This is a genomic window from Filimonas effusa (genome assembly GCF_004118675.1).
GTDB lineage: Bacteria > Bacteroidota > Bacteroidia > Chitinophagales > Chitinophagaceae > Filimonas > Filimonas effusa.
Genome location: NZ_SDHZ01000001.1, coordinates 961,373 through 985,611, shown reverse-complemented (window position 1 = coordinate 985,611; position 24,239 = coordinate 961,373). Strand labels below are relative to the sequence as shown.

Annotated in this window: 11 protein-coding genes; all 11 read right to left on the bottom strand. The window is 42.4% G+C overall.

Annotated features, from left to right (window positions below):
- Window positions 1-4: 4 nt before the first annotated feature.
- Window positions 5-493, bottom strand: a complete 489-nt coding sequence (locus ESB13_RS03585; protein WP_129001655.1) for a hypothetical protein — start codon at window positions 491-493, stop codon at window positions 5-7.
- Between the two features lie 17 nt (window positions 494-510).
- Window positions 511-6,165, bottom strand: coding sequence for a PA14 domain-containing protein (locus ESB13_RS03580; RefSeq protein ID WP_129001654.1), 5,655 nt, complete (start codon window positions 6,163-6,165; stop codon window positions 511-513).
- Window positions 6,166-6,174: 9 nt separating this feature from the next.
- On the bottom strand, window positions 6,175-7,287 hold the full coding sequence (locus tag ESB13_RS03575; protein ID WP_129001653.1) for a hypothetical protein: 1,113 nt from the start codon (window positions 7,285-7,287) through the stop codon (window positions 6,175-6,177).
- 2 nt (window positions 7,288-7,289) lie between these two features.
- Window positions 7,290-9,476 (bottom strand): hypothetical protein, encoded by a 2,187-nt coding sequence (locus ESB13_RS03570; protein ID WP_164974084.1) that lies wholly within the window; start codon window positions 9,474-9,476, stop codon window positions 7,290-7,292.
- Between the two features lie 779 nt (window positions 9,477-10,255).
- The gene (locus tag ESB13_RS03565) at window positions 10,256-11,131 is read right to left on the bottom strand and encodes a class I SAM-dependent methyltransferase (RefSeq protein ID WP_129001651.1); all 876 of its coding nucleotides are present in this window, start codon (window positions 11,129-11,131) and stop codon (window positions 10,256-10,258) included.
- A gap of 41 nt (window positions 11,132-11,172) precedes the next feature.
- On the bottom strand, window positions 11,173-12,672 hold the full coding sequence (locus tag ESB13_RS03560; protein ID WP_129001650.1) for an autotransporter outer membrane beta-barrel domain-containing protein: 1,500 nt from the start codon (window positions 12,670-12,672) through the stop codon (window positions 11,173-11,175).
- A gap of 343 nt (window positions 12,673-13,015) precedes the next feature.
- On the bottom strand, window positions 13,016-13,771 hold the full coding sequence (locus ESB13_RS03555; RefSeq protein WP_129001649.1) for a hypothetical protein: 756 nt from the start codon (window positions 13,769-13,771) through the stop codon (window positions 13,016-13,018).
- Window positions 13,772-13,980: 209 nt separating this feature from the next.
- Window positions 13,981-14,505 (bottom strand): hypothetical protein, encoded by a 525-nt coding sequence (locus ESB13_RS03550; RefSeq protein ID WP_129001648.1) that lies wholly within the window; start codon window positions 14,503-14,505, stop codon window positions 13,981-13,983.
- Between the two features lie 166 nt (window positions 14,506-14,671).
- Window positions 14,672-20,413, bottom strand: a complete 5,742-nt coding sequence (locus ESB13_RS03545; RefSeq protein ID WP_129001647.1) for a DUF6443 domain-containing protein — start codon at window positions 20,411-20,413, stop codon at window positions 14,672-14,674.
- Between the two features lie 11 nt (window positions 20,414-20,424).
- Window positions 20,425-22,743: a hypothetical protein gene (locus tag ESB13_RS03540; protein ID WP_164974083.1), complete on the bottom strand. Its 2,319-nt coding sequence runs from the start codon at window positions 22,741-22,743 to the stop codon at window positions 20,425-20,427.
- 92 nt (window positions 22,744-22,835) lie between these two features.
- Window positions 22,836-24,005, bottom strand: a complete 1,170-nt coding sequence (locus tag ESB13_RS03535; RefSeq protein WP_129001645.1) for a hypothetical protein — start codon at window positions 24,003-24,005, stop codon at window positions 22,836-22,838.
- Between the last annotated feature and the right edge of the window lie 234 nt (window positions 24,006-24,239).

The window sequence follows — 24,239 nt, the reverse complement described above, 5'->3', positions numbered from 1 at the left end:
CTAATTAATTGGCTTGAAGGGAATAGATATAAGTAAGCGTAGCAACAACGGCCCTACCGTTATAATTATCTTTGTAAAAGAGCTGACTTTCGAGCTCCATTGCGTTATTTCCTGGCGTACATAGCCATTGAAACAACGTACGACTTCTATTATCAGACCCGGTTTTAAACTCCCCAGACCTTTCCTTTAATAGCAAATATTTATCCCGAAATTCAAAATCACCGATCATGCGAGAGCCAGAAACAAGCTTTAGTTTGAATGCAGGATAATGCAGCTCGAGTACTTCAACCGGCCTTCCGGGAGACTTTGCAATAGAATCTTTGTTGGTTATTGTTTTCTCTTCCAGTAATACACCAGTCCCTTGCTCCTTAACAGTGCGTTTTATCATGGTCAATTGCCATTTACCATCGACCCTATTGTTATCATTGGGCGTCACCTGTGCTATGGCAGTATAGTGCAACAGAATTAAAACAAATATGATCAGCTGTTTCATTACAGTAATTTTTAAGTTTATTGAACGGCACATTCCTTTCTTGATTTCAATTGATCGCCTACTTTCCAGTTTTGCCTAAAGCCGGATGCGGCAGCATCTATAATCTTGGTATCTGCATTGAATTGCAGCTGATACGTTTTACCGTCGGGTTTTACCATCGGGCATCTCAACGAGGTAACAGCACCTATAGAGCCCACTATATTGCGCCTGCCGGATCTTAATATTTTGATCTCAGCGCTGTTGGCACTCACCATATTGCCGTCGCGCTTCATAAAATACAAGTCTTTAGGGCCGCCTTTGGTTTCGTTGGCATTTACCACCCAAGCGGTGATATAGCTGGGGAAAGTAGCAAACTGCTCATCACAACCATTACCTTCTCCTGTTTTTTGACGGGTGCCAATCAACACTTCGTCGCCGCTTGCAAAAAAGGTACTGTCGGCCGAAGGCAATCCGCTCACCACTTTACCTGATTTAATAAACACTTTATTGAAAACGGCACCAATGTTCTGGTAAGCGCCACTCATGCCTTCATAATACCAATGTGCGGGATAACTGAATGAAAATATACTATCCTTAAACTCGTTTTGTGTACGTGTCAACAGCACATCACCAGTTTCGGCATCATACAGCATGTTTGCTACAGAAACCCTGCTTCCTTTCTCAACATGTAATACACTGTCGAGTATCCCATAACGCTGAATAATTTTGGTTGTACCTATAGAGTTAAACACCGTTTCTTCGTGCTGGAACAGGTTTAACAGCGAAGGAATCAATACCGGCCAGATGCCTGCGGCAAACATATCACCATTGACATTGACGTTGAAGCCGTCCGAAATGCTTTTTTCCGAACGCATGTCCATCATCAGCTCTACCTCTTTACCTATCAAAGCAGCTGTATCAATAACACCGGACGGAGAAATAGCATTTACCGTATTTGAAAGCCTTCTATACCCATCTGCCGACGATGCAGTTTTGTAATAGTTAATCGTTTGAGAGACAACATCGCCTTTGTTATCGTAGCTCGCCTGGCTTTTCAGCTTGCCGTGCATATCATTCAGTTCTATTCTGAAACCCTGCGTAACAGCGAGATAGTGCCGCGCGTCGATCTTAAGAAGATTTCTTAAAGTGGGCGAATAACGTTTCTTATTATCGTTCAGCACTGTTTTTGATGCGATGGCAGGAAAGTCGTATGCGGTAAAGAATTCGGTTTCCTCATAACCATTAGCAGATCTCACATTTTCTGTATGAATTGACTTTACGCGTACCTTACTATATCCTACAGCGGGAGAAGGATAAAAGCTTTCACCTAAAGGTTCTTCTGTATACCCCATAGAAACCGGCGCCAATACAGACACCCGTTCGGTATATTCAACCGGCATACGGAATGGATTTTCTTCTCCCCCAATGAATGGCTCATAAGTAGCAACGCCGCTGCTGATACGTGTATCAACCCCATCTATCTTTATAACAGTAGTATAATCATATTCCTGTCCATAGGTTGCTTCCTTCTTACCCTTACTCATCTTATTCCAGTTATCATAGATAGTAATCCGTTTCACACGAAGGCCACCTCCGATCTTAGTGTATGCAGGTGCATTTAAACGAACCACTGAGCGTTCGTTATCTATTCGTTGCGCCCAGTTATTGCCTCTGGCTTTGTTATCGAATCCCCTGAGCACATCTATCAGGCCACCTGCAAGCCCCACTATATTCTTCACCGCTTCCAGTGCACCAAAATCGTCCATTACCTCCGAATCGGGATAGGCTTTCGAAGGCAGGTTTAACCGGAGATATTGAATTGCCGCTTTTGCCATCGGGCTAATATTACCGCCGTCTTCGACCCCATTATCGTTTATTGATTTTACTTTAAACCAGATATAGTTATTATTTAATGCACCGTATCCTCCTGCCAGGTCCACGCCAGCATAACAAGGAACGTATTCAGCGCCACTGCCCCAGCGATCTGACGGCATTTTTACGTTTAGTTTAAAATATACTTTATCGATACCCTGCAAATAAGCCTTATAGACTTCGTTTTCTGTTTTTACGGCTTTAGGCACTTTCGCTATCACATACATATAATCTTTAGATCCATACAGTTTGTCACTTACATCCGCCATTGAAGTGGGCTTGCTACCAGAAAAGCCTACCACCTGGAACATACACATTGCCCTTCGATCCTGCACATAAGCATAGTCATCACTTTCATAGGTGATTTTCATTTTACCACCTGATGGTAATGCTATGGAGTCTAAAGTCCAGGCAGCTGCGTTGGCGGCTGCAATAGCGCTGTCCTGTAAAGCATAAGGATACTCTGCGTTTGTTCTTACTGAGGCTGTGGTGGATGATGGATTTTGTAAAGGATCTTTATAATTACCCCATCTATCTGCGGCGTTGTTATTATAGGAGGGATTCTTTCCTTTATAGAAAAACAAATAAGGATTCAATTTACTTTTCTTATTACCATTATACGTAAACCAGATCTTTTTAAGGGTAAGTTTACCGGAATCGGCATAGGGTCCTTTATCCTTGCCTCCATGATTTACACCACGGCACAGCTCATAGGTATATTCGAAATGCACCGTTTTTACAGGAGTCGCACTTTCTCCTTTCTCCTGGAAATCAGCTTTTGTGTAGAGTTTAATTTCGTCCAGCTTCTTAGCCATCGGTGTACTAAAGTCCTTTTTTCCCTGCTGATTCACAGGCCAGAGATCGTATCTGTCCGACACCTTAAAAACGGCCACCATTGTTTTAGACACAACAGAGTTCAGATACCATAATTCTTTCGTACCGAAAGAATAAGTTCCTTTATCATCCCGGCTGTAGGTACGAAAGCCTTCATTATAAGAAGCACTGTCTGGTACATTAGGCGCTCTCCATCCAAATGGCTTATAAATATCAGCCACCTTACTATAGTTGAATTTTATAGCGGTACCGAGATCATCTTCCGTAATACCATTTCCCGTTAAATCGGAATAGTCCGGAGAAAGAATACCTGTCAACAGGAAACCGTGCGCGTAAGCAGGTATCTCTTCTTTATTGAAGTAAGCCTCTTTGCCCTGGTTGTTGTTTGGAGAATCATCAACATCAGGATTATATCCTACGAGGCCGCGGGTTCTATCACCTCTTGAAGCATCTACAGAAAAACTAACATCTTTCTGTTCCAGATTATACACGGGTATGCCATAGACATAACGCCTTCCATCCGGGTTCAATACATTGATCTGAGATATATGGGATGGCTTCCTGAACTGGTTTACCCTTTTTTCAAGTACAATCCTTTCATTGGCAAACGTATCTTTTGTGGAGCGATGATACAGGTATTGCGCCGGAATTAATTCGAGCTTTGATTTTCCCGGATATGTCCAGCCGAGTGCAAACAATAACTTCTCCGATCCCTGGAAATATTCGACCCTTATATCATAAAACTTACCGGCCTCGAGGTTTAAAGGCACGCTATTTTTTAAGACGGCCGGGTGTGAATTCCAATCATTAAGAATGAGAGAGTCATTGATATAAAGCCTTGAACCATCATCCGACTTGGTAGTGAAGACATAGGTACCTGTTGCCGGCGCTTTTATACGGCCGATCCAACGAGCACTAAAATTCTTTCTATTTTGATCAATAATTGTGGGTAATGCGTTCAATGTACCCATATCATCATCCTTCAGCTTGTACGTATGCGCAAAGCCAATCGTAGGCTCGTTACGCTCCAATAATATATTACCATCAAAATTCTTTCCTTTATAATAGGTAGCCTGCAAGCCTATTCCTTCTCCATATTCGGAAACGTCGACAGCAGCATCGCAGTTGGCGAGTGAAAACTTATTTAACCTGTAATTCTCTATATACTTGTCTAATCCAGCCTCACTGGCATCGGCAGCCGTCAGATAAGAGATCACCTGGGCTCTTTTGTCTCTCCTATTCTTAACCGCATTCTGTGGTGTTAGCAGCAAATCGTCAGCGGGGCGGCCAGCACGATACCTGCTCAGGTAGTTAGAAGCAATAATAGCAGGATCACTTGAGCCATTTTGCTTTAACTTAACAGTTACCAGGTCATCCCCTCCCAGTGTATTAAAATACTCTTTTGAACTCACTGTTTTATCGCCCGGGTTCCGGAAATATGCAGCTTCAAACAGCGCACTTGAGTTACGGGGCGCCACAACCCCCATCATGGTATTCTGAGACACCCATGGTCCCGTTTGCGTAGTAGCGCGGTTAATATTTAAATCGGTACCACCATGAACAAGGTTACCACCTCCCAGGTCAATACTGAAACGATTGGAAGCATCTTTTGATGACAGGTAGTTATCATGCACAAAACCTATGTCTCCTCTGTAGGCGCGGAACATACCTCCGGTACCTTCACCGGTAATTGAGAACAGATCGTAAGTATAACTCGGTACAGCGATATTAGGCACTTCAGGCTTTTCGCGATAAGGCATATCTTTTTCCCTGTTAAAGTCGTGCAGGACATGAAAATTGCCTCCGGCCTGTTGTGCATTCAGGTAGCCAAATGCCGGCAGGGTCATTCGTTTGTCGCCAGCTTCTATTTTCTGAATACTTTCATATCCACTCAAATAACCAGATGGATGCACTGTAAAAGCTTCCCCTCCGAGTTTTATCGTGAACGAATATTGCGTACTTGTCATAGGATATGACATTGTAGGCGTATACGACGGCGTTGCAAACGAAATCAATGAAGTAAACGATGAGGAGGCAGAATAGTTTTCCGCTTTTATTTGTTTCCATTGCTGTAATCCGGCCGACAACTGTATTCCTCTTAATCCAGCTCTTGAATTATAAGGCATGGAAAGGCTAAAGATGCCGCAAGAGTTAATATCAGCTTCAATAGCCTTCATCTTTGTATGAAAGGATGCAGATGGGGTGATAGAATAACCGCTCTGGGAATTGTTGGTAAACGAAAGTGCGCCGGAGAAAGGGCCTTTTGATGCCCTGCCCGCATTAATACTTGCATTCAATCCTGTTTCCATTCCCCAGCCGGCATAGGTATTATGAAAGACACCAATACTTGCGCCTATCTTTCCCCAGAACTTTTTTGTAGAGTCGCTTCCGCCGGAGGACTGTTTGGGGTTCCCCGCCAGTTCTATATCCGCTCCAAAGGTGCCTCCGATAGTTCTGTTATCTCTGATAGAGATGGTTCTGGCGATCGTATCCTGCTTGCCGCTAAAATCATCGGGCAAACCGCGCATATTCCGTGTAATGGTTCCAGGGTTGATGTTCCACCCCAAGCCCGTCCAGCTCGCATCTTCTTCCATAGTGACACCGCTTTTATAAGCGATGTTAATAGGATACCCGCCTACGTCCATCAGCGGTATGTTATAGGAGAAGTCGCCAGAGAACAGATCTACCATATTATTGGCGCCGACAGCCTGGAATGCCTGCATCTCAGGCTGTGAAGGGCCATTGTCTTCCAGCTCATTTACAGCATCTTCAGCGAGCCCCGCTTTTGCCGGCAGCAGCGTAATTTCCGGGGCATGATTGCAGTGCATGGCGGCTTTACCGCTGTAAGACATATAATATTGTATTGCTTCCGACCGGCAGGAACGCATTGCCATGGCATGTGCAGCGAGTACAAATTCACTATAAAATACCAGCAGGAATACTAACGCTATTTCCTTCTTATACTTACAGGTTAAAAACAGGATCATTGGAATAAATTATTTTTCCTTGATGATAAATTTCATGAGTCTTTTTTCGCCTTCTGCATTTATGACGGTCAGAAGATAAGTGTCGTTCCTCCGAAGTCCCCAGCCAAACTTCACAGGTATCTGCACCCGGTTTTCTCCCGCCTGGGCAGTGAAAGTTCCTTTTGCCATTAGCTGATTGTCGGGATCCGACAAGCCGGCAATTGTAAATGCAACTGTAGAGTCGCTGGAAAAATTACTGTATACAAATTTCAGCGTATCGCTTACCGAAACCGGAATGCCATCTTCTTCTCTCTTCAACTGTACGTAAGACGCTTCAGCCGTTTCCTTTGGAAATACCTTTGTAACATACCTGAACGTCCACGCATCACTCACAGCAACAAACTGTCCTGCATTTTTTGCAATTACCCCCCAGGCATAAACAATACCCGTATCCAACGCCGTTGTGGTTGCCGGGAAATTTAAGAACGGCTGCCTTACATGGGCCTGGTTGTAAACGGGTATATTCTGTTGTATAGCCTGAGCTGGCGTCATATCGGGCAGCATTTTCACCAGGATAAAGTCGTAGGTGAGATCATTCAATAAAGAAAGTGGCGCAGGAGGCAGCCAGGTGAACTGGGGATAGGCAGTCTCTACCGTATCTTTATCAAGCGGTGTATTCAATACCGGTGGGCTTAGGGGCTGTACATCCAGCTGGATACAATCTTCCACCAAAGGGCCTTCGGCGTGTCCACCCCATGCACTCACTGTATAGCAGGCGGTGTAACTACCTAACGGCAGGAATCCCTCCGGGCGCTGATCTACATTAAATGCAGAAGACAGATAAGTATATTTTACCGGAACAAAATCGGTGTATTTAAGCTGCCTTGCACCTTTCGTAATAGTAATCACCCTGCCGGTGGCAGTCAGCACCGGGTTATTGTCGACCGTACTTATCAATGTAAGATTTACTTCTACATCGTACCCTACATCGCTGCCACTGACCAGCGCCATATTCCATAGCTGGCTTTTCTGAACTACCCCGGCGGGTGGCACCTGAAGTACTAAAGTGAGCTGCGCATCTGCCCGGACTAAAACGCCCAACAGCAGCATCAGCAATACCCTTTTCAAGATCTTTACATTCATATCTAAAAAAGTTTAAAAAAGCTAAATCGGCCTGTTTTATTTTTTACCAGCTGTTTCTGCGCTCCAGGTATAAATCCGTTATCCAGCATCAACTGAAACTCTCCCAGTTTTTTTACCTTAATAATGGCGCTACCCTTATATCCCAACTGCTTTATATTGTAATTTGTCTGATAATTATACTTTATGCCTGCCCCCAATGACAACCATTCCAGCAGTGCATACTGCACATCGTTATCGAGGGTGTACAGGTTGTATTCCTGATTAAACGCCATTGCGCCTGTGGCCTGATAAGTGAGTTTCCTGTAAAAGAAAGACTGGTTCAACAATAGGTTAGTAGTATTGAAATAAACAAAAGCAGAATCCTGCTGCCTGTTATAGAAACGGGTATAAACAGCTGTTGAGTTCATATTAATATCATGTACTTTGTAGTAATAATTCACATTGCCCACCAGAGAGTAAAATGTATTTTCAACGAACTTATCGTCGCTTAATTTAGTCAGCTGCGAACTCGGATAATATCCAACACTTACAATGGGCCAATGTGGCAGACGTAACGTTGCCTGAAGGGTTTTGAACACAATATTATTCTGGTATACCATTGTGGCAGCAGGATTGGAATAATCATTTTCCTTTAACGAGGCTATTACATTCAACTTTTTACCGAAGAACAGCTGATCGGCTTTCAGCATCCAGGAACGTTGTTCCACACCTGTGGTAATAAGACTGAAGGACTGAAAGTTTTCTCCATATCTTTTGTAGAACCCCGACAACTTAGTGTTGGTCTTAGGGATCACTGATTGAATTTTTGCCGAATAGGCTTCATTAGACCTGTCATCAAACGATAAGGCTGTGGACAACAATCCTTTTTTTGCCGGCTGGTTATAGTAAGGCAGTGAGGACTTTGCGACTTCAACGGTTAACCGGGTATAGTCGTTTAGTTTGTAGTTACCTTCTACCGTAAAACCCATTAGCTGGTAACCAGGGGATTTCACATCCTGTGCACCGGTATTATTATAGATCTGTTTCTTACCGGAATAAAATGTGGTAATAACATTTGTTCCGTTTCTATCGCCCTTGCCTACACGGATCATTTGCAGGTACTGGGAAGGGGTATTACCACGCTTTATGACAAAATCGCGGAATCGATAATTAATGGTACCTGCTGCGAAAGCTACATAGTAGCCTGGATTATATTCCAGTTGAATTCCATTAATGCTTACATTTTTTGCAGACAATTCGGAGTAGTCAACCAGCGTTCTGCCTATGCCAATACTCTTAACTGCCCAGAGCGTTTTATATCCCCTGGGTAAAGCGCTATCGGGCACATTTCGTCTTCTCACCTCCTCTTCCAGTTGTTCAATATTTGCGATCTTATCTACACCTATATTTTTTCCTGAACGCAGCACTTCCAGTTTGTCCCGGAGGGAGATGCATTTTGTTGTTAGTGTTTTAATCTCATGCTGCAACGAATCAAGCTTTCTAGTGTTGGCTTCATATCGCTCTGCCAAAGAGCTGTCTTTAGGCAAAAGGCTATCTGGCAATTCCGACTTATCCGGCATTTGAAAAAGACGCTTTGCAAATGCGCTTCTATCCATGCTTTTAGACCAGTTGATGCCGGTCTTGTTGCCCAACGGGAGATCAGGCATATCGAAGCGTTGATTTCTTTCTCCGTATAACTCACGTTCTTTTTCTTCCACCAGTTTCTGAATGGTAGATTGATCTTTCATCCAGCCTTTACACCATGCCAGTTCGTACTTTTTAAGATCCAGTTCCTTCTGCAGTCTGAGCAGCGAATCCATCGTTAGCCTGGGCAGATCATATTCATATGCCCTTAATGTTTGCCTGATCTTATTTCTGAATTCATTTGAACTAAACTGCATATTCAAGTCGGTGAAGTCGCGCGTCAAAGCCGAATTACTAAAACGATTGGTCAGATACACGCGGACAGGATAATTTTTCTTATAGGTGATATCGAGATAAGTTTGTATTGTATGATAGTAGATATCATTCTCCGCATAAGGGGTGTCTATATAAGATCTATAGTCTACGTTATATAGGATGTTCCCATGGATTACCAGGTCGCCTTCTGCTTTTTTTCTTCCTTTTATTGGACTATGTTGTTTTTCTGGCAGTACTTTGGTGCTTAATCCCACAAAGAATGGAATATTTGCTTTACATACCGGGTGCATTCTCGGCACAGAAAATAACGTGCAGCTATCGGGAGGATGGGATAATATTTGCCTTACAGGAATCCCATGACGGCCCTGAGCGGTAACCTGTATGCATAAAGCTACCGTTACTATCAATATGCTCAATAGTTTGATCACAGAAGGAACAAAAGCCTACAGCTTCTTTACCATTTATTCTGTGAGAGAAAAAAACTGCTTTGGGAAAATGATCGCGCTAGCGAAACCTGGCAATGGCATTTCTGATTTGGCTTGATAGGTATTAGGGTGTGCAAGGGTTAAGGTTTTTAAGGTTATATATAATAGTACAGGCAGTTGCAAATTAAGGGCTTTTTCCCAATAAGAACAAGTCTGTAATTTTATTAGGGTAAAAGGTATTGCAACTTATAAAAACATTGCTTACTCATTTGAGGCATTGATTGAGAAATACATTTATTCCACCGCAGCCCAAACAGCCGACATCACTGGCTATGGGCTAATTGTTTAGCATATAAAATATGCTATAAGAGAGCTATTTATAATTAATTTAAATGAAAGAAATATTCTTTTCCTGATAATAATCATAAAATACAGCGCAAGCAAACACATCACCACAAATACCCTAATTTAAGGGAACTCCTCATTAATAAAAAATCAACGGAGGCAAAACTATAACTTTGCACGCCCTGTCATTGCTAACCAGGTACTTCCTAATGAAATGTTGCACTCGTTCTTTCTTCTGTCAGGATTTAAAGCTTTTATGTGAGAGTATCTTTCAGTAAGCTATTTGATTACAGAGAACACTATTTTGCTTTTTGCTTAAAAAAGAATACACGAATATCAGACTCTGAGCGGTCTATTATTGGCTTAAGGAATCTTAACAAACTTGCCATACACCAAGCTTTCAGGCGCGAAACGGCCCGATCCGCCATGATCCTTTCTTTGGTATGTTCCATATCCAAGGTATCGAGTCTTAAAGATTCTTCCGCAGTAAATCCATATGAATTCAGCAACAGGCGGAGATTATCTGGATTAAAGTAATTCATATGTGGACTGTGGAAATTAAACTGCCACATTCTAGTCAATGGTTTACTTACACCTATATTATGTAAAAAGGTAGCCATCCTGAAAAAAAATCCGTTACTCATTGGCAAATTGAGAATCAATACTCCGTCCTGTTTCAAATCCTTTCTCAGACTGATCAGCAAAGCGTTTATATCAGGAATATGCTCAAAGACGTCATTAAATATTATAAAGTCATATCCTTCTTTTTTTGCCGGGCTTACATCGGGATAGAATCCGTAAACAACATTCAGATTCTTCTCTTTATGATAAGATTCATAAATGCGCTCCGGCTCTATCCCTATGCAATCCAGCCCATTTTGTTTACATACATGTAGCCACCAGCCATTACCGCTGCCTATTTCCAGCCCTGAAAGATTTTCATCTCTTTCACCTGCGTTTTTCTTTAAAACATCTATAATCGTGGCAAAGTTCTTCAGTCGTAGTTGCTTCAGTCCTATATCCCTTGCTCCCGACTCGAGATCTGATTCAAACGAGTATTCAAATTTCGCATCCGCATGCAACAATTTGCATTCTCTACATACATATACATTGTATTTCAACTCATATTTCAAATCGAGGCAGATGTTGCATATAGGGCAAAGCGGTGAGTTCATTTCAAGAAAATTTTTCTAAATATAAAAACTTTAAAAAGATACTATTTATTCATAAGCTGTCTCAATTTCTTTTTCAGTTCTTCGTTATCACTGACAACAGACTCTAATTTCTTATTTTGTCCGATCACATACAATGTCAGTTCTTCTATCTTTTTCAACAACATGACCTGATTTTCAGCCACATCTATGCCTTTATCAGCAACTTCAGCAGCAGACGGTATACCAGGTAGATGCTTATACTTTTTAATATATTGTTCAAGAGATATAAGTTCCGGAAGCTTATAAGTAGAATCAAAGACATAGTCAGCCCATCCCGAATGATTAACAAGAATTTTTTTGCAACGAACAGCACCATTTACCGACAATTTATCGGAAGGAGACATGGTACCTATGCCAACATTGCCAGTTGATACAACGGAGCCGCTACCATTTACCTCGGTAGCATAAATAAGATTTCCTATAGATAACTGATTGCTGCCGGCAGCAGCTGCCACCTGAGCATTTATCCCAATTGCAATATTATTACTTCCTGTAGTAATGGCAGATCCAGACGAAGTTCCTATAGCAATATTTGCACTACCCACCGTGTTGGAGAGAAGCGCATTCTCGCCTATTCCTAAATTTGCGGTGCCAGTAGTATTCAGTTTAAGTGAATTAATTCCAAAAGCAAGATTAGAACTGCCGTTTGTATTAGAAAAAAGAGCATTTTCACCAAAAGCAAAATTAGCGCTACCGAGTTTATTAGACCAAAGCGCCCATCCACCGAAAGCTACGTTTAGCGAGCCTTCTGTATTAGCATATAAGGCACTCGTTCCAAAGGCCAAATTACGATTGCCAATAGTGTTAGCATATAAAGCACCGGCTCCTAAAGCAACATTATCGTTGCCCGTCATATTTGAATATAAGGCACTTTGCCCTAATCCTATGTTACTATGGCCTGTTGTATTATACCTCAAGGCGTTTCCTCCAAAAGCAAGGTTATTGCCACCACCTGTATTCTTAGTCAATGAGCTACTACCCAGTGCAATATTATCAGAACCTGTCGTGTTTTCCGATAAAGCATAATACCCCAAAGCTATATTTCGGCTGCCTGTTGCATTGCCTGTTAATGCGTTGTATCCTATTGCTGTGTTACCACTACCGGAAGTATTGTAATATAAAGCAGACTGCCCTAACGCCACATTAGAACTTCCGGTAGCATTAGAGTAAAGGGCATTAGTACCTATTCCAACATTATAGCTTCCCGACATATTCGCAAACAATGCGAAATGTCCGATAGCTGTATTAGCATAACCGGTTGTTCCTGCATTTAAAGCACTCACACCAAATGAAGTACTATACAATGAAGTATTCAACCAGCCAGCGCGTACTCCATTTCGTTTGAAAATAAGATCCTGATCGTCCGATGTACCAAGGAAATGGTCAGCAGGGCTGGTGCCACTATTACCATTAACTTTCCAATAAGTAACATCTTGTGAGTGGGCTGCAAGAACTGGCAGGGATGCAGCTATTAGCGCCGCAATTTTTTTAAAGTGTATCATATATAGGTTTTAGGGTGTTAGGTAACTATAGAGAAAATAGAAATAATGCTTCGATATGAGAGAGGGAGCAACCACTACTTGTCAAGACCGTATAGGTTTCAGCAACTATGGATAAAATCTATCAAATCCGGACTGAATGAAAAGTGATTTATGCTTTGAAATATTATTGGGTTTAAGGGAAACTACAAATTATTAAATCAATCAAATATAACAACTTTTTAAAAAAATATATCAAAAATATCATCTACTCAAATAATCTTTCCAAAAAGGTACTCACACGCTAAAAGATTAATATTGGGAAGCAAATCACTTTGGGTATACGCTTTATCCAGCGCAATCTGGTTTATAAAGAAATCCTTTTTGAAAAAGTATCGACTGCGGTTTTGGAGCCTAATGAATCGATTTTTATTTGTTTAGGTATACCTGTAACCGGATCTATTGCAAGCGTTTCCTGGTAGGAAGTATATTGTTTCGAGTCAGAACCAAGCTCTGCAGTTTCAATTTTATGCCTGGTTATTTTGTCCGGCGATATGATCTTTGATTCCACCTGAGAGAGGATTGACAACTCGCCTTTAGACGCAGAAAACGCAATAGGACTTGTGTAGCTGCCGGATTTATCCCTTAGCACCAGGAAATAACCTATGTATTCGTGTTCATCGCCGCCATCGGTGATATAGAGCACATAGGCGGAGAGATTATCTGAAAAGCCGGAAATCTTATACCTCGAATAATACTGTTTGAACCCGCCTTCTTTTGTCTTCACCTTTTTACTATCGTTGTTAAACAGGTGCTTAACAACCAGCTCCCTGGGTATCTCATTCTGATAAATATCGTCGATACTGCCCCAATCAGCTGACCCTATTATGATTTCAAAGGGTAAAGATTTTTCCTTTGAATTATGATCCAGGAAATAAGATAATGAATCGTCGGTACTATCGGGAATGGTTGTAACAGCCTGGCTATCTTTTAATACTGTATCGCCAGTTTGTTGTGTGTTTTTTTCATTCTGGCAAGAGCAGTATAACACTGTTACTGCCAGCAGTATGTAAAAGTTAATTTTTCCTGACGCCGGTGACGGTAAAGTTTCTCTTACCTGCATAGTTAGTTCCTTTTAATGAATAACACGGTTGAAGATACAACCTATTGGCATCACTAAACCAGTGCAAGGAAGGGAATCACTTAGTAAAAAAATCATTAAACTTATAAATAAATGTCAATATTTTAAAAACCTCTTCGAACTGTATAATATGCCGGCCGAACTCCTGAAGAGCGCATAAGCCATATGAAGAATAAACAGTTAAGCTAAAACTACCAAGAGATCCTAGCAGTAAAAGTATCTACGCTGTTTTTAGAACCTATTGAATCTACTCTAACATTTTTAATGACTCCGGCTAAAGCATCGATCAACATCGTCTCTTTGTAATAACTATATTTCATTATAGAATCTACAGCGGTTTCAGAGACATCAACCTTGTTTCTGATTATTTGCGTGCATGATAAAATCGTAGATTCAATCTGAGAAGTTATATCGTAAGCTCCAGCAGCCACCGTAAATGGAAGGGGTTTACTGTAATGCCCATCCTTGTTTCTGGTAAAAAGAAAATAGCCCGTAAATTTTTCGTCATCGTCAGTTATATATATAATATAGATAGAGTAGTCATCAGAACAGCTATGAAGCTTGTACCTGGCAAAAAATTCTCTATGATCCTTTGTGGCAGTATTATCATGGCTAAGCTTTTTTATCATAAATGAATCAGGAATTTGATGTTGAAATATTTCATCAATTGTCCCCCATTGCTTATCGCCCTTATTTATTCCAAAAGGGAGTTCCATTAATCTCGAATTATCTTCCAGAAACGTGTATAGGGGGTCTTTGGAAGCTACAGTCTCCGACTCTGAAACGAGGCTATCTGTAGTTACTATATTCGGTTTTGATTGCCGCGCACCTCCATTCCTGCAGGAATTGCAGCACATTAAAACAAATAATATTAAACAAAAACTAATTCTTCCTGATATCTGTGACGGTGAAAATTCTCTCTCCCGCATAGTTAGTTCCTTTTAGTGAATAGTCTGGTTGAAGATACAATTTATTCTTATCACTTTTCCCCTTATTCTCATGCGCTGTTCCTACCTCATAAAAGTTGTAGTAGACTTGGTTTGTTACCGGATCAATACCTCGACCTACTATAACAACAAAGTGATCAGCAGCTGCACCATCATCTTGCCTTTTTTTCAGAGTGTGGTTAACGCCTACCATAACCGGGTGGTTTATTTCCAATTCATTATCGATATAGTCAACGCCATCTTTTACATTCGGTAATATGTTTAGTTTTTTATGATCCGGGCTATCTTCGGCGACTATAATTCTGCCCTCCTTCGTCCCTCCCTTTTTTATACCAGCATCCCTGATTATTTTCTGTGATGCCCGTGCACATGCGACCTGGGGATTTTTCAAGCTCATTTGGCTTGTGAATTTGACCTTTTTACGCAAATCGACAATTCCCTTTTTCCGGGGAAGGTCAGAACCGTCGGAAGGCACGAACCCGAATACAAGCAGGTGGGCTTCGTCGTATTTGCTTTTAGGTTGCCGGTAAGATGTTAACAAGCTAAATTTCCAGCCGCCGCCACCACGGTTATCCTGAGAAATACCATCACCCGTGGGGCCCATAGCACGCAGGCCTTCGGCTGTTGTATTATTCCCGATGAATAAGCTGTTGCCAAGGTCAAATCCCAGGCTTCGCCCTACTTCTCCTGCACCCCATGTTGCAATAGCCACACCTGCCCCCTTTAGTGAAGACAAAGACAGATTGCCCAACAGGCCGCCGCTTCCGGATCCTCCAACGTTGGCGGGACACCTGATTGGCTTGGGGCCAAAAGCAATATTGCTTAACATAGTACTCCAAATACTGCCTCCATCAGGATCGATATTGTTGACGGGGTCTGCTCCCATACCAATGTATGGGCTCGCAAACTCATCGTACGGATCGGTGCTGATCCATCGGCCGATCTGGACATCATAGTGCCGCAATGCAAATTCATAATAACCTGTTTCTTCGTTTTCTTCACTAAAATCGCCCTGGTAGTTTCTGGTATTCGCGGAAACCCCGTATGCCCTGCTGCATAGCGGCGCTATTTTCAAGCCATCGGGGTAATAATGCGTTTCTTCAAGTAACCTGCCGCTCGTATGTACTATTTGAAGATTGTCGAAATAAACCGCTTCTTCTTCCGATTCATTACTTACATAGATATACACATAGCCATTTGCCGGAACTCTAAGATTGGGAATAACAAGTTTTTGTCCATCGCCCGGGTTCTCCACGCGTAACATGGTGCTGCCGGCACCTATACTGTTGGGAGGAATGAAGTTAAATTGTTCATCGAAGAACAGAACGTTCAGATAGGCTTTAGGTGTAAGATCTGTTGCACTATGATTTTCCCGAAAAAAGTTATAAATTATGCTTGATGGATTGACGACCTCATTTGCGATTAATTTACCCGCCTCTTTGACTGCTGCCCCACCGGTACCATTATTTAATAGGTTGACAAAGCTTGACAACAAACGTCCCGTAACCGGATTGCTGTTTTGATCGCGCGGATCGGCCCCGTAAAAATATTCTGTCAACAAATTCAGTTTGTCGCCAGACATTACTTTCATCAGGAAATTGGGGCCAATGGTGTTGCTATTTCCCGGGCCGCCCAATTTACTAACCCTGCCAGTGTTACTTCTCCAGTCGGACGGCGCTGAACTGCCGGTTTTATATACTTCGTTGTCGCTCGTGGGATTCCCCTGTTCATTTACCTGTCCAAAATTTTTCTGTTCATAATCCGCAGCAGCATTTTCCATGGTACATAAATGTCTTTCGCTATGAGATTCTTCGGTGAGAATAAGACGTGTATTCCCCTGATGATCTTTGACAAAAAAGTCGAACACTCCCTGCATAGGAACTCCATTTGTCATTTGAGCCGGCATGTCAACACTACCTGCAATTTCTACACCTGGTACATTTCTAAGATCATCCCTGGTTTCGACAAGTCTGAGACGTCCTTCTTCATGATTGATATATTTCAGCTGTAACGGAGTGCCTGCTACAACATCTTCCTCCAGCACCATGTTTTCCAGATAAAGGATGTTCTTTTTCGGTACAAAGTCCGGGAGCGATACGATGTATCTGGCCAGTACATTACCCAGCGCATCATATTTATAGGTTATTTTTGACTTTTCGCTGACAGTTACTTCCTGTGGCTTATCCATATAATTCCAGGTAATACCATTCATTCTGCCGTCGGGATCTTCATGGATTTGTTTGTTTTTATCTATGACCAGGTTACCGTTGTTGTCATATTCGTAATCATCGGATCCCGAACGCGGTTCTTTAAAATCTCCCATCGTACCATTTATGCCGTCCATTCCGGTAGTGACGTCGGTAACTCCTTCCAGCCTGTTCGAATTTCCGCGGTTCCTGTAGCTGTACCTTAACTGATCTATATAAACCGGTCCTTTACCTCCCGGTTTTACCCCTTTACGATCCAGCTGCAAGAGATTTCCATTAAGATCATATGAAATATTTGTTTCGGTAAAGTCCATTATAGCCGACGACCAGTTGGGATCAGACGCAGCTTCTGTTTGTTCAAATGCGGCGTTTGTGAAGCGGCCGATATTATCGTAACTCATATGATAGCGCCGCAGTTTATTATCGCCCTGGGATTTCCATCCGATACCCGCTATCGCCCCATCGAATCGTTTTTTATTGAAGGCATTGTCGCGGTTATCATATCCCAGGTACAGACCAAAATAATGTTCCCATTGTCTGCTATCGTCGGTGGCGAAGTAATAGTCTTTATTGATGCCAGTTAACCACCCGTGAATATTGTAGGAATAATTCAACGTTTCAAGTTGCCGGCCTTCATTATCGGTGTATCCCGGAGCAAACTGTTTCGAAGACAAGCGGCCGAAATTGTCGTAACTGAGTACACTTAATTGTTTGTAGTTACTACCTCCATACGACTTGTACGTTCCCGTGATCTTACCTGTGAGATTGTAGGCGTGATAAGTTTTAATCGCGTAATCGCCTATACCCGCCAGGTTCTGCGTCAGCGACTGCAGTGTTCCTGCGAGCAATCCGGAATAGTCGTATGCATAAGTTGTAACGGTGAAGCATTTATTTTCGTTTGCGTTCAGATAACCTTGTTTTGTTTGTTGCAGGATGCGGCCTCTTTCATTGTAGTAACTGGTTGAAAGCAGATATTGACCGTCGGGGTTGTAACTGTCGTAGGTTTCATCTATCACTCTTGCCAACACACCGGTAGTCATTCCCTGCGTACGGAGTGACATAGGGGAATACTCTCTGTAGGGCACGTTGTCTGTATTTTCAACTTCTTCACCAGCGGCAAAAGGTTGCGACGTAGCCTGGTATTCATCATAATATTGAATTGTATTGATGATACCGTCGCTGCAATCAATGCAAAAGGAGCTATTTCCGCCAACGATGGGTGCCCATGCATTCAATTGTACGGACATTCCGGGATGAGCGCTTATAACGGCAGCTTCCATGCGAAGGTCATCTGCTATCATTTGCATATTATCCCTGTCCTGATCGCTATTTAAGATCCCGGTTACTATTTCCCTGTCAAATTTGTCGTAGAGATAAAATAACCATTGTCTTTTGCCGGCCTGGTTCTTATCCTGTGAAAGCACCATTCTGTCGCGTTTATCGTAAACCAGTTGTATATACCCTGCTCCGGGCGTGTGTTTTCCTATGGTACGCCCCCTGGCGTCGTACCTGTAATAGAAGCACAGTTCTTCCACTTCTGCCGAATGGGACTGAAGATCCCAGTTATTTTGCAGGAAGAAATCAACAGCTTTGGGAGTTAAGGTAAAGCAGAGCTGGTTAAAGTCGTCGTAAATAAAATATGTATTAAGCCATCCTTCATAGTTATTGTAGTTAGCGTCCTGTTCCAGCTCTACTTTTCTAAATACCATATTACCGTCAAAGTCGGTGTATTCAATTACCCTATGCCCTTCTTCGTTAGTATACATATTCCTGGATAACGTGCCGGCGGCATACTGTCCGGTAGTAACGGGCACACTCGCCGGACTATAGCCAACAGACCATTTCCGGATCGGTTCAGTACTGTTAAAATCCTGTTTCAGGTTAACCCCTTTGTAGTCTGCACTATACCCCCAGGATGTACCCGCTTCCCTTATGCTTTTCACCTTGTTAACAGGCGTTCCGTCGAATGCAGTTACAGACCATGTGTTTGCATTTGCCGCTTCTCCATAATAATTTCTTATACTGTTCTTCTGTTCTGTTTGTGCATTTGCTTTGAAAAGCCCTATTGAAGTTGAAGACGGGAAAGAAACATAATCCAATGGCTGTTGTCCTGAATTATCGTATTCAATATGGGTCACATAGTCCAGGCCGTTGTTTATTTCACGGTTCACTACCTGTACTGTTCTATTAAAGCCGTCGAAGTATTCGGTGTTCTGCAGTTTTGCACCTATAGGAAGCGCGTCGGACTGTTGCCAGGTGTTTATACCAGGTTTAAAGACATCGTTGATCCTTACATAGTTTTTATTTTCAACCAATGAAGCACTATAGCTGACATCGTATGTTAAAATATTAGAGTATAACGAAGGATCATAGAAGTGCTCGCCCGGCGTTTGTTTTCCACACAATACTTTTCTGCGGATCCTGACGTTGCCGTTTATATTTGGCAAATAGGAACTACTCAGATGTTCGCCGGTATAAACGTCCTGCCATAATCCATAATTATAGGAGATTTGCCAGGTATAGGAACGGGATCCGCACGCTCCTCCTGTAGAAGGCTGATCGGTTACCGGAAGAATGGTGGTTCCATTGTTTACCCGCACCACATAGTCCGGCGAGGACGGTGTATAACTGCTATTATGAAAGATCTCTCCTGCCTGATAGCCGGGCAGCTCTACCCTCTGGATATCGGAATAAAAAGGCTGACTCACATTTGTCGCCACCAGCGTTCCGGTTGCGGCGTTGTAATAATACGAGGTATAACTGACCGTTATTTTACAACAATACAACGCAGTACCTGTGTAATACATCGATACCGGCGCACATGATGCACCTGTTGCGCCAGGAATACTGGTCCAGGTATAATCATCGTACGACAAACGTTCTGTTGAATTATATAAATCTACCTGGTCTGTTCTCTGCCATTGCCACGATATAGTGTACGGAATAGTAGTAGTAACCGGACAGAGTGATACAGAGAGGTTCGCCGGCAGCACATTAACATCTGCAACAGACTGGAATGCCGGAAGCGCTGTATGGCATTTCCTCAATGCATCGGCTAATGACAGCACCTGTATATTTTTTGAAAAGGAGTTGGGAAAGGAAGCGTTTCCCTCGAAGCTAACAGAAGCCAGTGCCGATTTTATATGGTAGTCCCATTGTATGGTTATGTAAACAGCACCTGCAGCAGGGTTGGTATTCTGCGCAATAACATGTACCAGTGTCAGGTCATCCTGGTTACCTGATGCCCCATCGACATCATGTATATGATCGACACGTGTTCCTTCATAAATTGCCCATGTACCAATACTGCCTGAAGGCATACTTCCTCCTGACGAATAAGCAGACGGGTCGAGCGTATAGGTATAAGTTCCCATTTCAGTTGCGACTGATGCACCGGAAATGTCTTCAGTCTGGGCCTCAACGGTAAAGGCTAGCAGTAAGGCCGGTAAAACATAGATTGATTTTAGCATGGCTGCAACTTTTAGTCGTTAAGCTGATAATGGTATTCGTATGTTTTGGTGATATTTCTGAATTCATTCCTGACATTGATCAACCTGCCTAATGCATCGTATTCGTAGTATGTTATCCTGTTATTGACATCGCATTCGGCAGTTTTCCCAAGCGTTGGATCGTATGAGGTTGTTGCCATTTTTGCACCTGCCGGATACATTCTTACTTCATCGACCAGTATAGACGCTGCGTTTGCCGCTACTTTGGCGAAGTGAATGTTTGACGCGCCGGCAGGGACTGCAAATTCATAGTAAGTCCATCCGTTGATCGCGGGTCCTGTTTTCGATTTGGGAATCGGCTGATTATCTCCGGCCAGCAGGTTAACCGTAGCAGTGGCCCAACAGGAGACGATATAACTTTCGGCTGGCACTATATGCAACTGCAGCTCTCCTTTCAGGTTATAACAATAGTCTCCGGTAGGACACATATTATTTTCTACATAGAAAGGATCTAAAGAAAAGCGGTTGTTGTTACCGGGATCATATCCCGCAGGAGGATTTGTTACAGACAGATAACTATCGGGTTCAAAAGAGGTGTACATTGTTTTAGCGGCATCCGCTCCTATTACTTCCGCTATTATTCTCCTGTTATTATTGCCGTAGATATAACTGGTGACATGGTTTTCATTGTCTTTTATTTCAACCAGGTTACCCTGACCGTCGTAGGTCATTTGGTTTCGCACTTCAAAAAAAGGATAGCCATGAATATTATCCGGCTCCACAGCATAAGTGATGCTTGCAGCAACCGGCTCACTCAGATTTGTTTTATAGGTAACGACGGGCCTTATTCTACCATTCGGCAGCGACTGAAAATCTACAGACCTCGCACCAATCAAAAGCCTTAGATCATTCAATGCTTTCCAGTCGACGGTAGTTACTTCTATACCATTAAGATTATTATTTTTTAACGCAGCGATCATACTACCTGCGCCATCGTTATAGTCACAGGCATAGTATGTATTGGTGCCTGTTAGCTGCCCTTTGCTATCCTGTGTAATTTCGCTGGCGACCAGGTGGTTTGTGCTGTTATAGCTATAACTTACTGTCCGTCGGGAGATTTCAGCAGCATTTGTTTCGTTATAGTCAGATACTGTGATCTGACTCAGGAATGCCCGTCCTTTTTTATAGACATACTGATCAACAGTCAGCCAGCTTTGTTGTACGCCGGCGCTTCCGTAAATATGTCCGTCGTCGCTATAGCGGCCTGAGTAATATCTGTTAGGCTGAATCTTCCTATTACTGAAGTAGTTTTCATTTAGAGACCCAGACCAGAAGGTATAGCTATTTTCTACTGCATGTACTTTAATTCCGTTCCTGTTATAGGTTTCCGTTTTCAGCGGTAATCCATATTTCCAGGAATCATATCTTGGCTTGTTTGCGTATGGGAATTGCAGTGACGCAATTTCGGCTGAATAGTTTGCCGGTTTGGTAAAATAAAAAACTGTTTTGCCATTGGAAGCAGCTTCATTGAACTGCTCGACCCTGCTGTAATAGAAGGGGCTTTGATTACTGAACGCAGGGGAATACATATTATATTCTACAATCGTCCTGTCTGTTGAGCCTCCGCCGAACAGTCCTGCAATTGCACCCAATAGAAAATTGAAGAGGAAATTGAAAACAAAATTGATGACAGGCCCTAATACATTTCCGGGTAACAACGCCGTAATAACTACCGAGCTCACAATATTTACGATAGATCCAATTGTTCTGTAAGTGTTTAATGAAGCATCGTCGTAAGCGTAAATGCCACCTTTATCATAATTTGTAAAAGAGGTATGATCTTCCTCGATATGGGTTTGTTTCTCCGTTTTATATGTTGGAAGAATATCATCGTTACAACCCCAGCCTGATGAAACGCCATTCTCCAATGCGTATTTATATTTTACGGTAACGGCAGGGCTATTCGCGGTAAGATCTTCACTTAGTGTTTCATACACTCTTACGCCTGGAGCGTTTTGCTCGTTGCCGCTTAAGTCCAGTCTTTTATTCTGTTCGTATTTATAAGTAAATTTCCCTCCGGCAGGATTCGTCACAGCTTTTAGCAAGCCCCATTTTGCAGCTCCGGGAGCAATTGCCCTGTAGGTAACCGGCGTTAACAGATAATCAATAAAGGTTTGTTTGAGTGCCGCGGAATTGTAAGCTGCAAAAGTACCCGGGACATTATCGTCGATATGATTCGATTTATTGTAGAAGCCGAAATGGTCTATCGAATAAGTATACCTGGACGGCACCCTATCCAGCGGGTCTGAAGATTCGTCTCCGGTATAGTAGCTGAAGACGTAAGGAGGCATTTTATTACCATCTTTTGTTTTAAGCCTTATGCTTTTCAAACATAATCTCGCATAGTCCTGAACGTAACCGCTATTATTAAGGGTTGCAGCAGTTACAATTCTTTTTTATGGAAGTAACCGTATTCAAGATCATAGTATTTTTTCACAACACCTTTATACAGAAGAGAGATCTTATCTATATAACCAGCGCCATGAAAATCAACGCGGTCACCGGTATAATGCAGGAGTATTTCATGACGATCGGGGAAGACAATACGTGACAGCAGCTTAATGTCGAGGAACGACTTATTTTCCATTACCGTAACAGCTTTGCGGCCATCATCTTCTTTTATATACTGTGCTACGGAAGTTTTTATCGCAAGGTTTTCTATCCTTGCATTGTTATACTGAAACTCTATTTTTTCGCCTGTAAAAGGGTTGCTTATTTTTGATAAGTGCCATTTTTTTACCACCCTGGGGCCTATAGGATAACTTTCCATCACTGCTACTGCAGGCGTTGTTCCTGCCCCGGAAGCGAAAGGTATATTGTTCACCAGCTTATTCCTGGCTCTTATCACATCTGCCGTTTCGATTTGATCAAAGACATAAACGAATCCTTTCTCATCTTTTACAGTAAAGGATCTTATCCTTGTTCTGATATTCCGGTTCCTCATATCTTCCAGCACGAAGCTTACTTTGATCTTGCTGTCGTCGAGGATCTCCACGGGGAAATCAGATCCGTTTTTCCCTATTAAAAATCTTACAATGCGGCCGTTCAAATTACACATGAAGATATCCTGCTCCCGATCTGTAGCGCCGATGGGGCTCATTTTATAATCCTTGGTATGACTTCCGCGAAAGCGGGGAAATACGGCAAGACTTCTCGCATCTGCGTTAAGCGCATATTGCGCATACATATAACCATTGGAATAATATTCATCGAAATCCTCCCACCTGTTCAGCTCCCGTTTAATGATCTGTTTATCAGCAGCAAACCCATAATTTACCGGATTGTACTGATCATCGGGTTCCCCCAGCTGCATCCTTTCTATCACCCCGCTTGCAATGATGTTCCACCCTGTTCCGACTGCCGAAGCCACTTCCTGCACTCTTAATCCGCCATCGGAGCTATAATCAATACTTACATTGTGGCTAAGGCCGCTTCTTTTGTCTGCGTAATTAAATACCGGAAGTGTATAAGCAGCACTTCCCGAGACATGATTGACCTGGCTAAATACTTTTATAGAAAAAAACAAACAGAAAATTACCCTGTAAATTTTCATAAGTGATTTAGTTTGTAGTGACAAAACATTATCAATCAAAACCGTAACTGATTTCGGAGCAAAACTCACGGGGGCTCTACTGCACAATGCTTCTATAGCCAGCAACTATTATGAAGGAGGAAAGGAAGAAGAAATGCCGGCGGGAAAAAACAAAAAAAATCCGGCTAACCTATTGATATCAAGAACTATAAAACGGGAAACCTGAAACTCTCTTATTTTACTAAAAAATGCCAT

Excerpts from the sequence above, each read along its gene's own strand:
- ESB13_RS03575 (WP_129001653.1), bottom strand. The coding sequence starts at position 7,287 with ATGAATGTAAAGATCTTGAAAAGGGTATTGCTGATGCTGCTGTTGGGC.
- ESB13_RS03535 (WP_129001645.1), bottom strand. The coding sequence starts at position 24,005 with ATGAAAATTTACAGGGTAATTTTCTGTTTGTTTTTTTCTATAAAAGTA.
- ESB13_RS03555 (WP_129001649.1), bottom strand. The coding sequence starts at position 13,771 with ATGCAGGTAAGAGAAACTTTACCGTCACCGGCGTCAGGAAAAATTAAC.
- ESB13_RS03540 (WP_164974083.1), bottom strand. The coding sequence starts at position 22,743 with ATGCCTCCTTACGTCTTCAGCTACTATACCGGAGACGAATCTTCAGAC.
- ESB13_RS03545 (WP_129001647.1), bottom strand. The coding sequence starts at position 20,413 with ATGCTAAAATCAATCTATGTTTTACCGGCCTTACTGCTAGCCTTTACC.
- ESB13_RS03570 (WP_164974084.1), bottom strand. The coding sequence starts at position 9,476 with ATGCACCCGGTATGTAAAGCAAATATTCCATTCTTTGTGGGATTAAGC.
- ESB13_RS03560 (WP_129001650.1), bottom strand. The coding sequence starts at position 12,672 with ATGATACACTTTAAAAAAATTGCGGCGCTAATAGCTGCATCCCTGCCA.
- ESB13_RS03565 (WP_129001651.1), bottom strand. The coding sequence starts at position 11,131 with ATGAACTCACCGCTTTGCCCTATATGCAACATCTGCCTCGATTTGAAA.
- ESB13_RS03585 (WP_129001655.1), bottom strand. The coding sequence starts at position 493 with ATGAAACAGCTGATCATATTTGTTTTAATTCTGTTGCACTATACTGCC.
- ESB13_RS03550 (WP_129001648.1), bottom strand. The coding sequence starts at position 14,505 with ATGGAACTCCCTTTTGGAATAAATAAGGGCGATAAGCAATGGGGGACA.
- ESB13_RS03580 (WP_129001654.1), bottom strand. The coding sequence starts at position 6,165 with ATGATCCTGTTTTTAACCTGTAAGTATAAGAAGGAAATAGCGTTAGTA.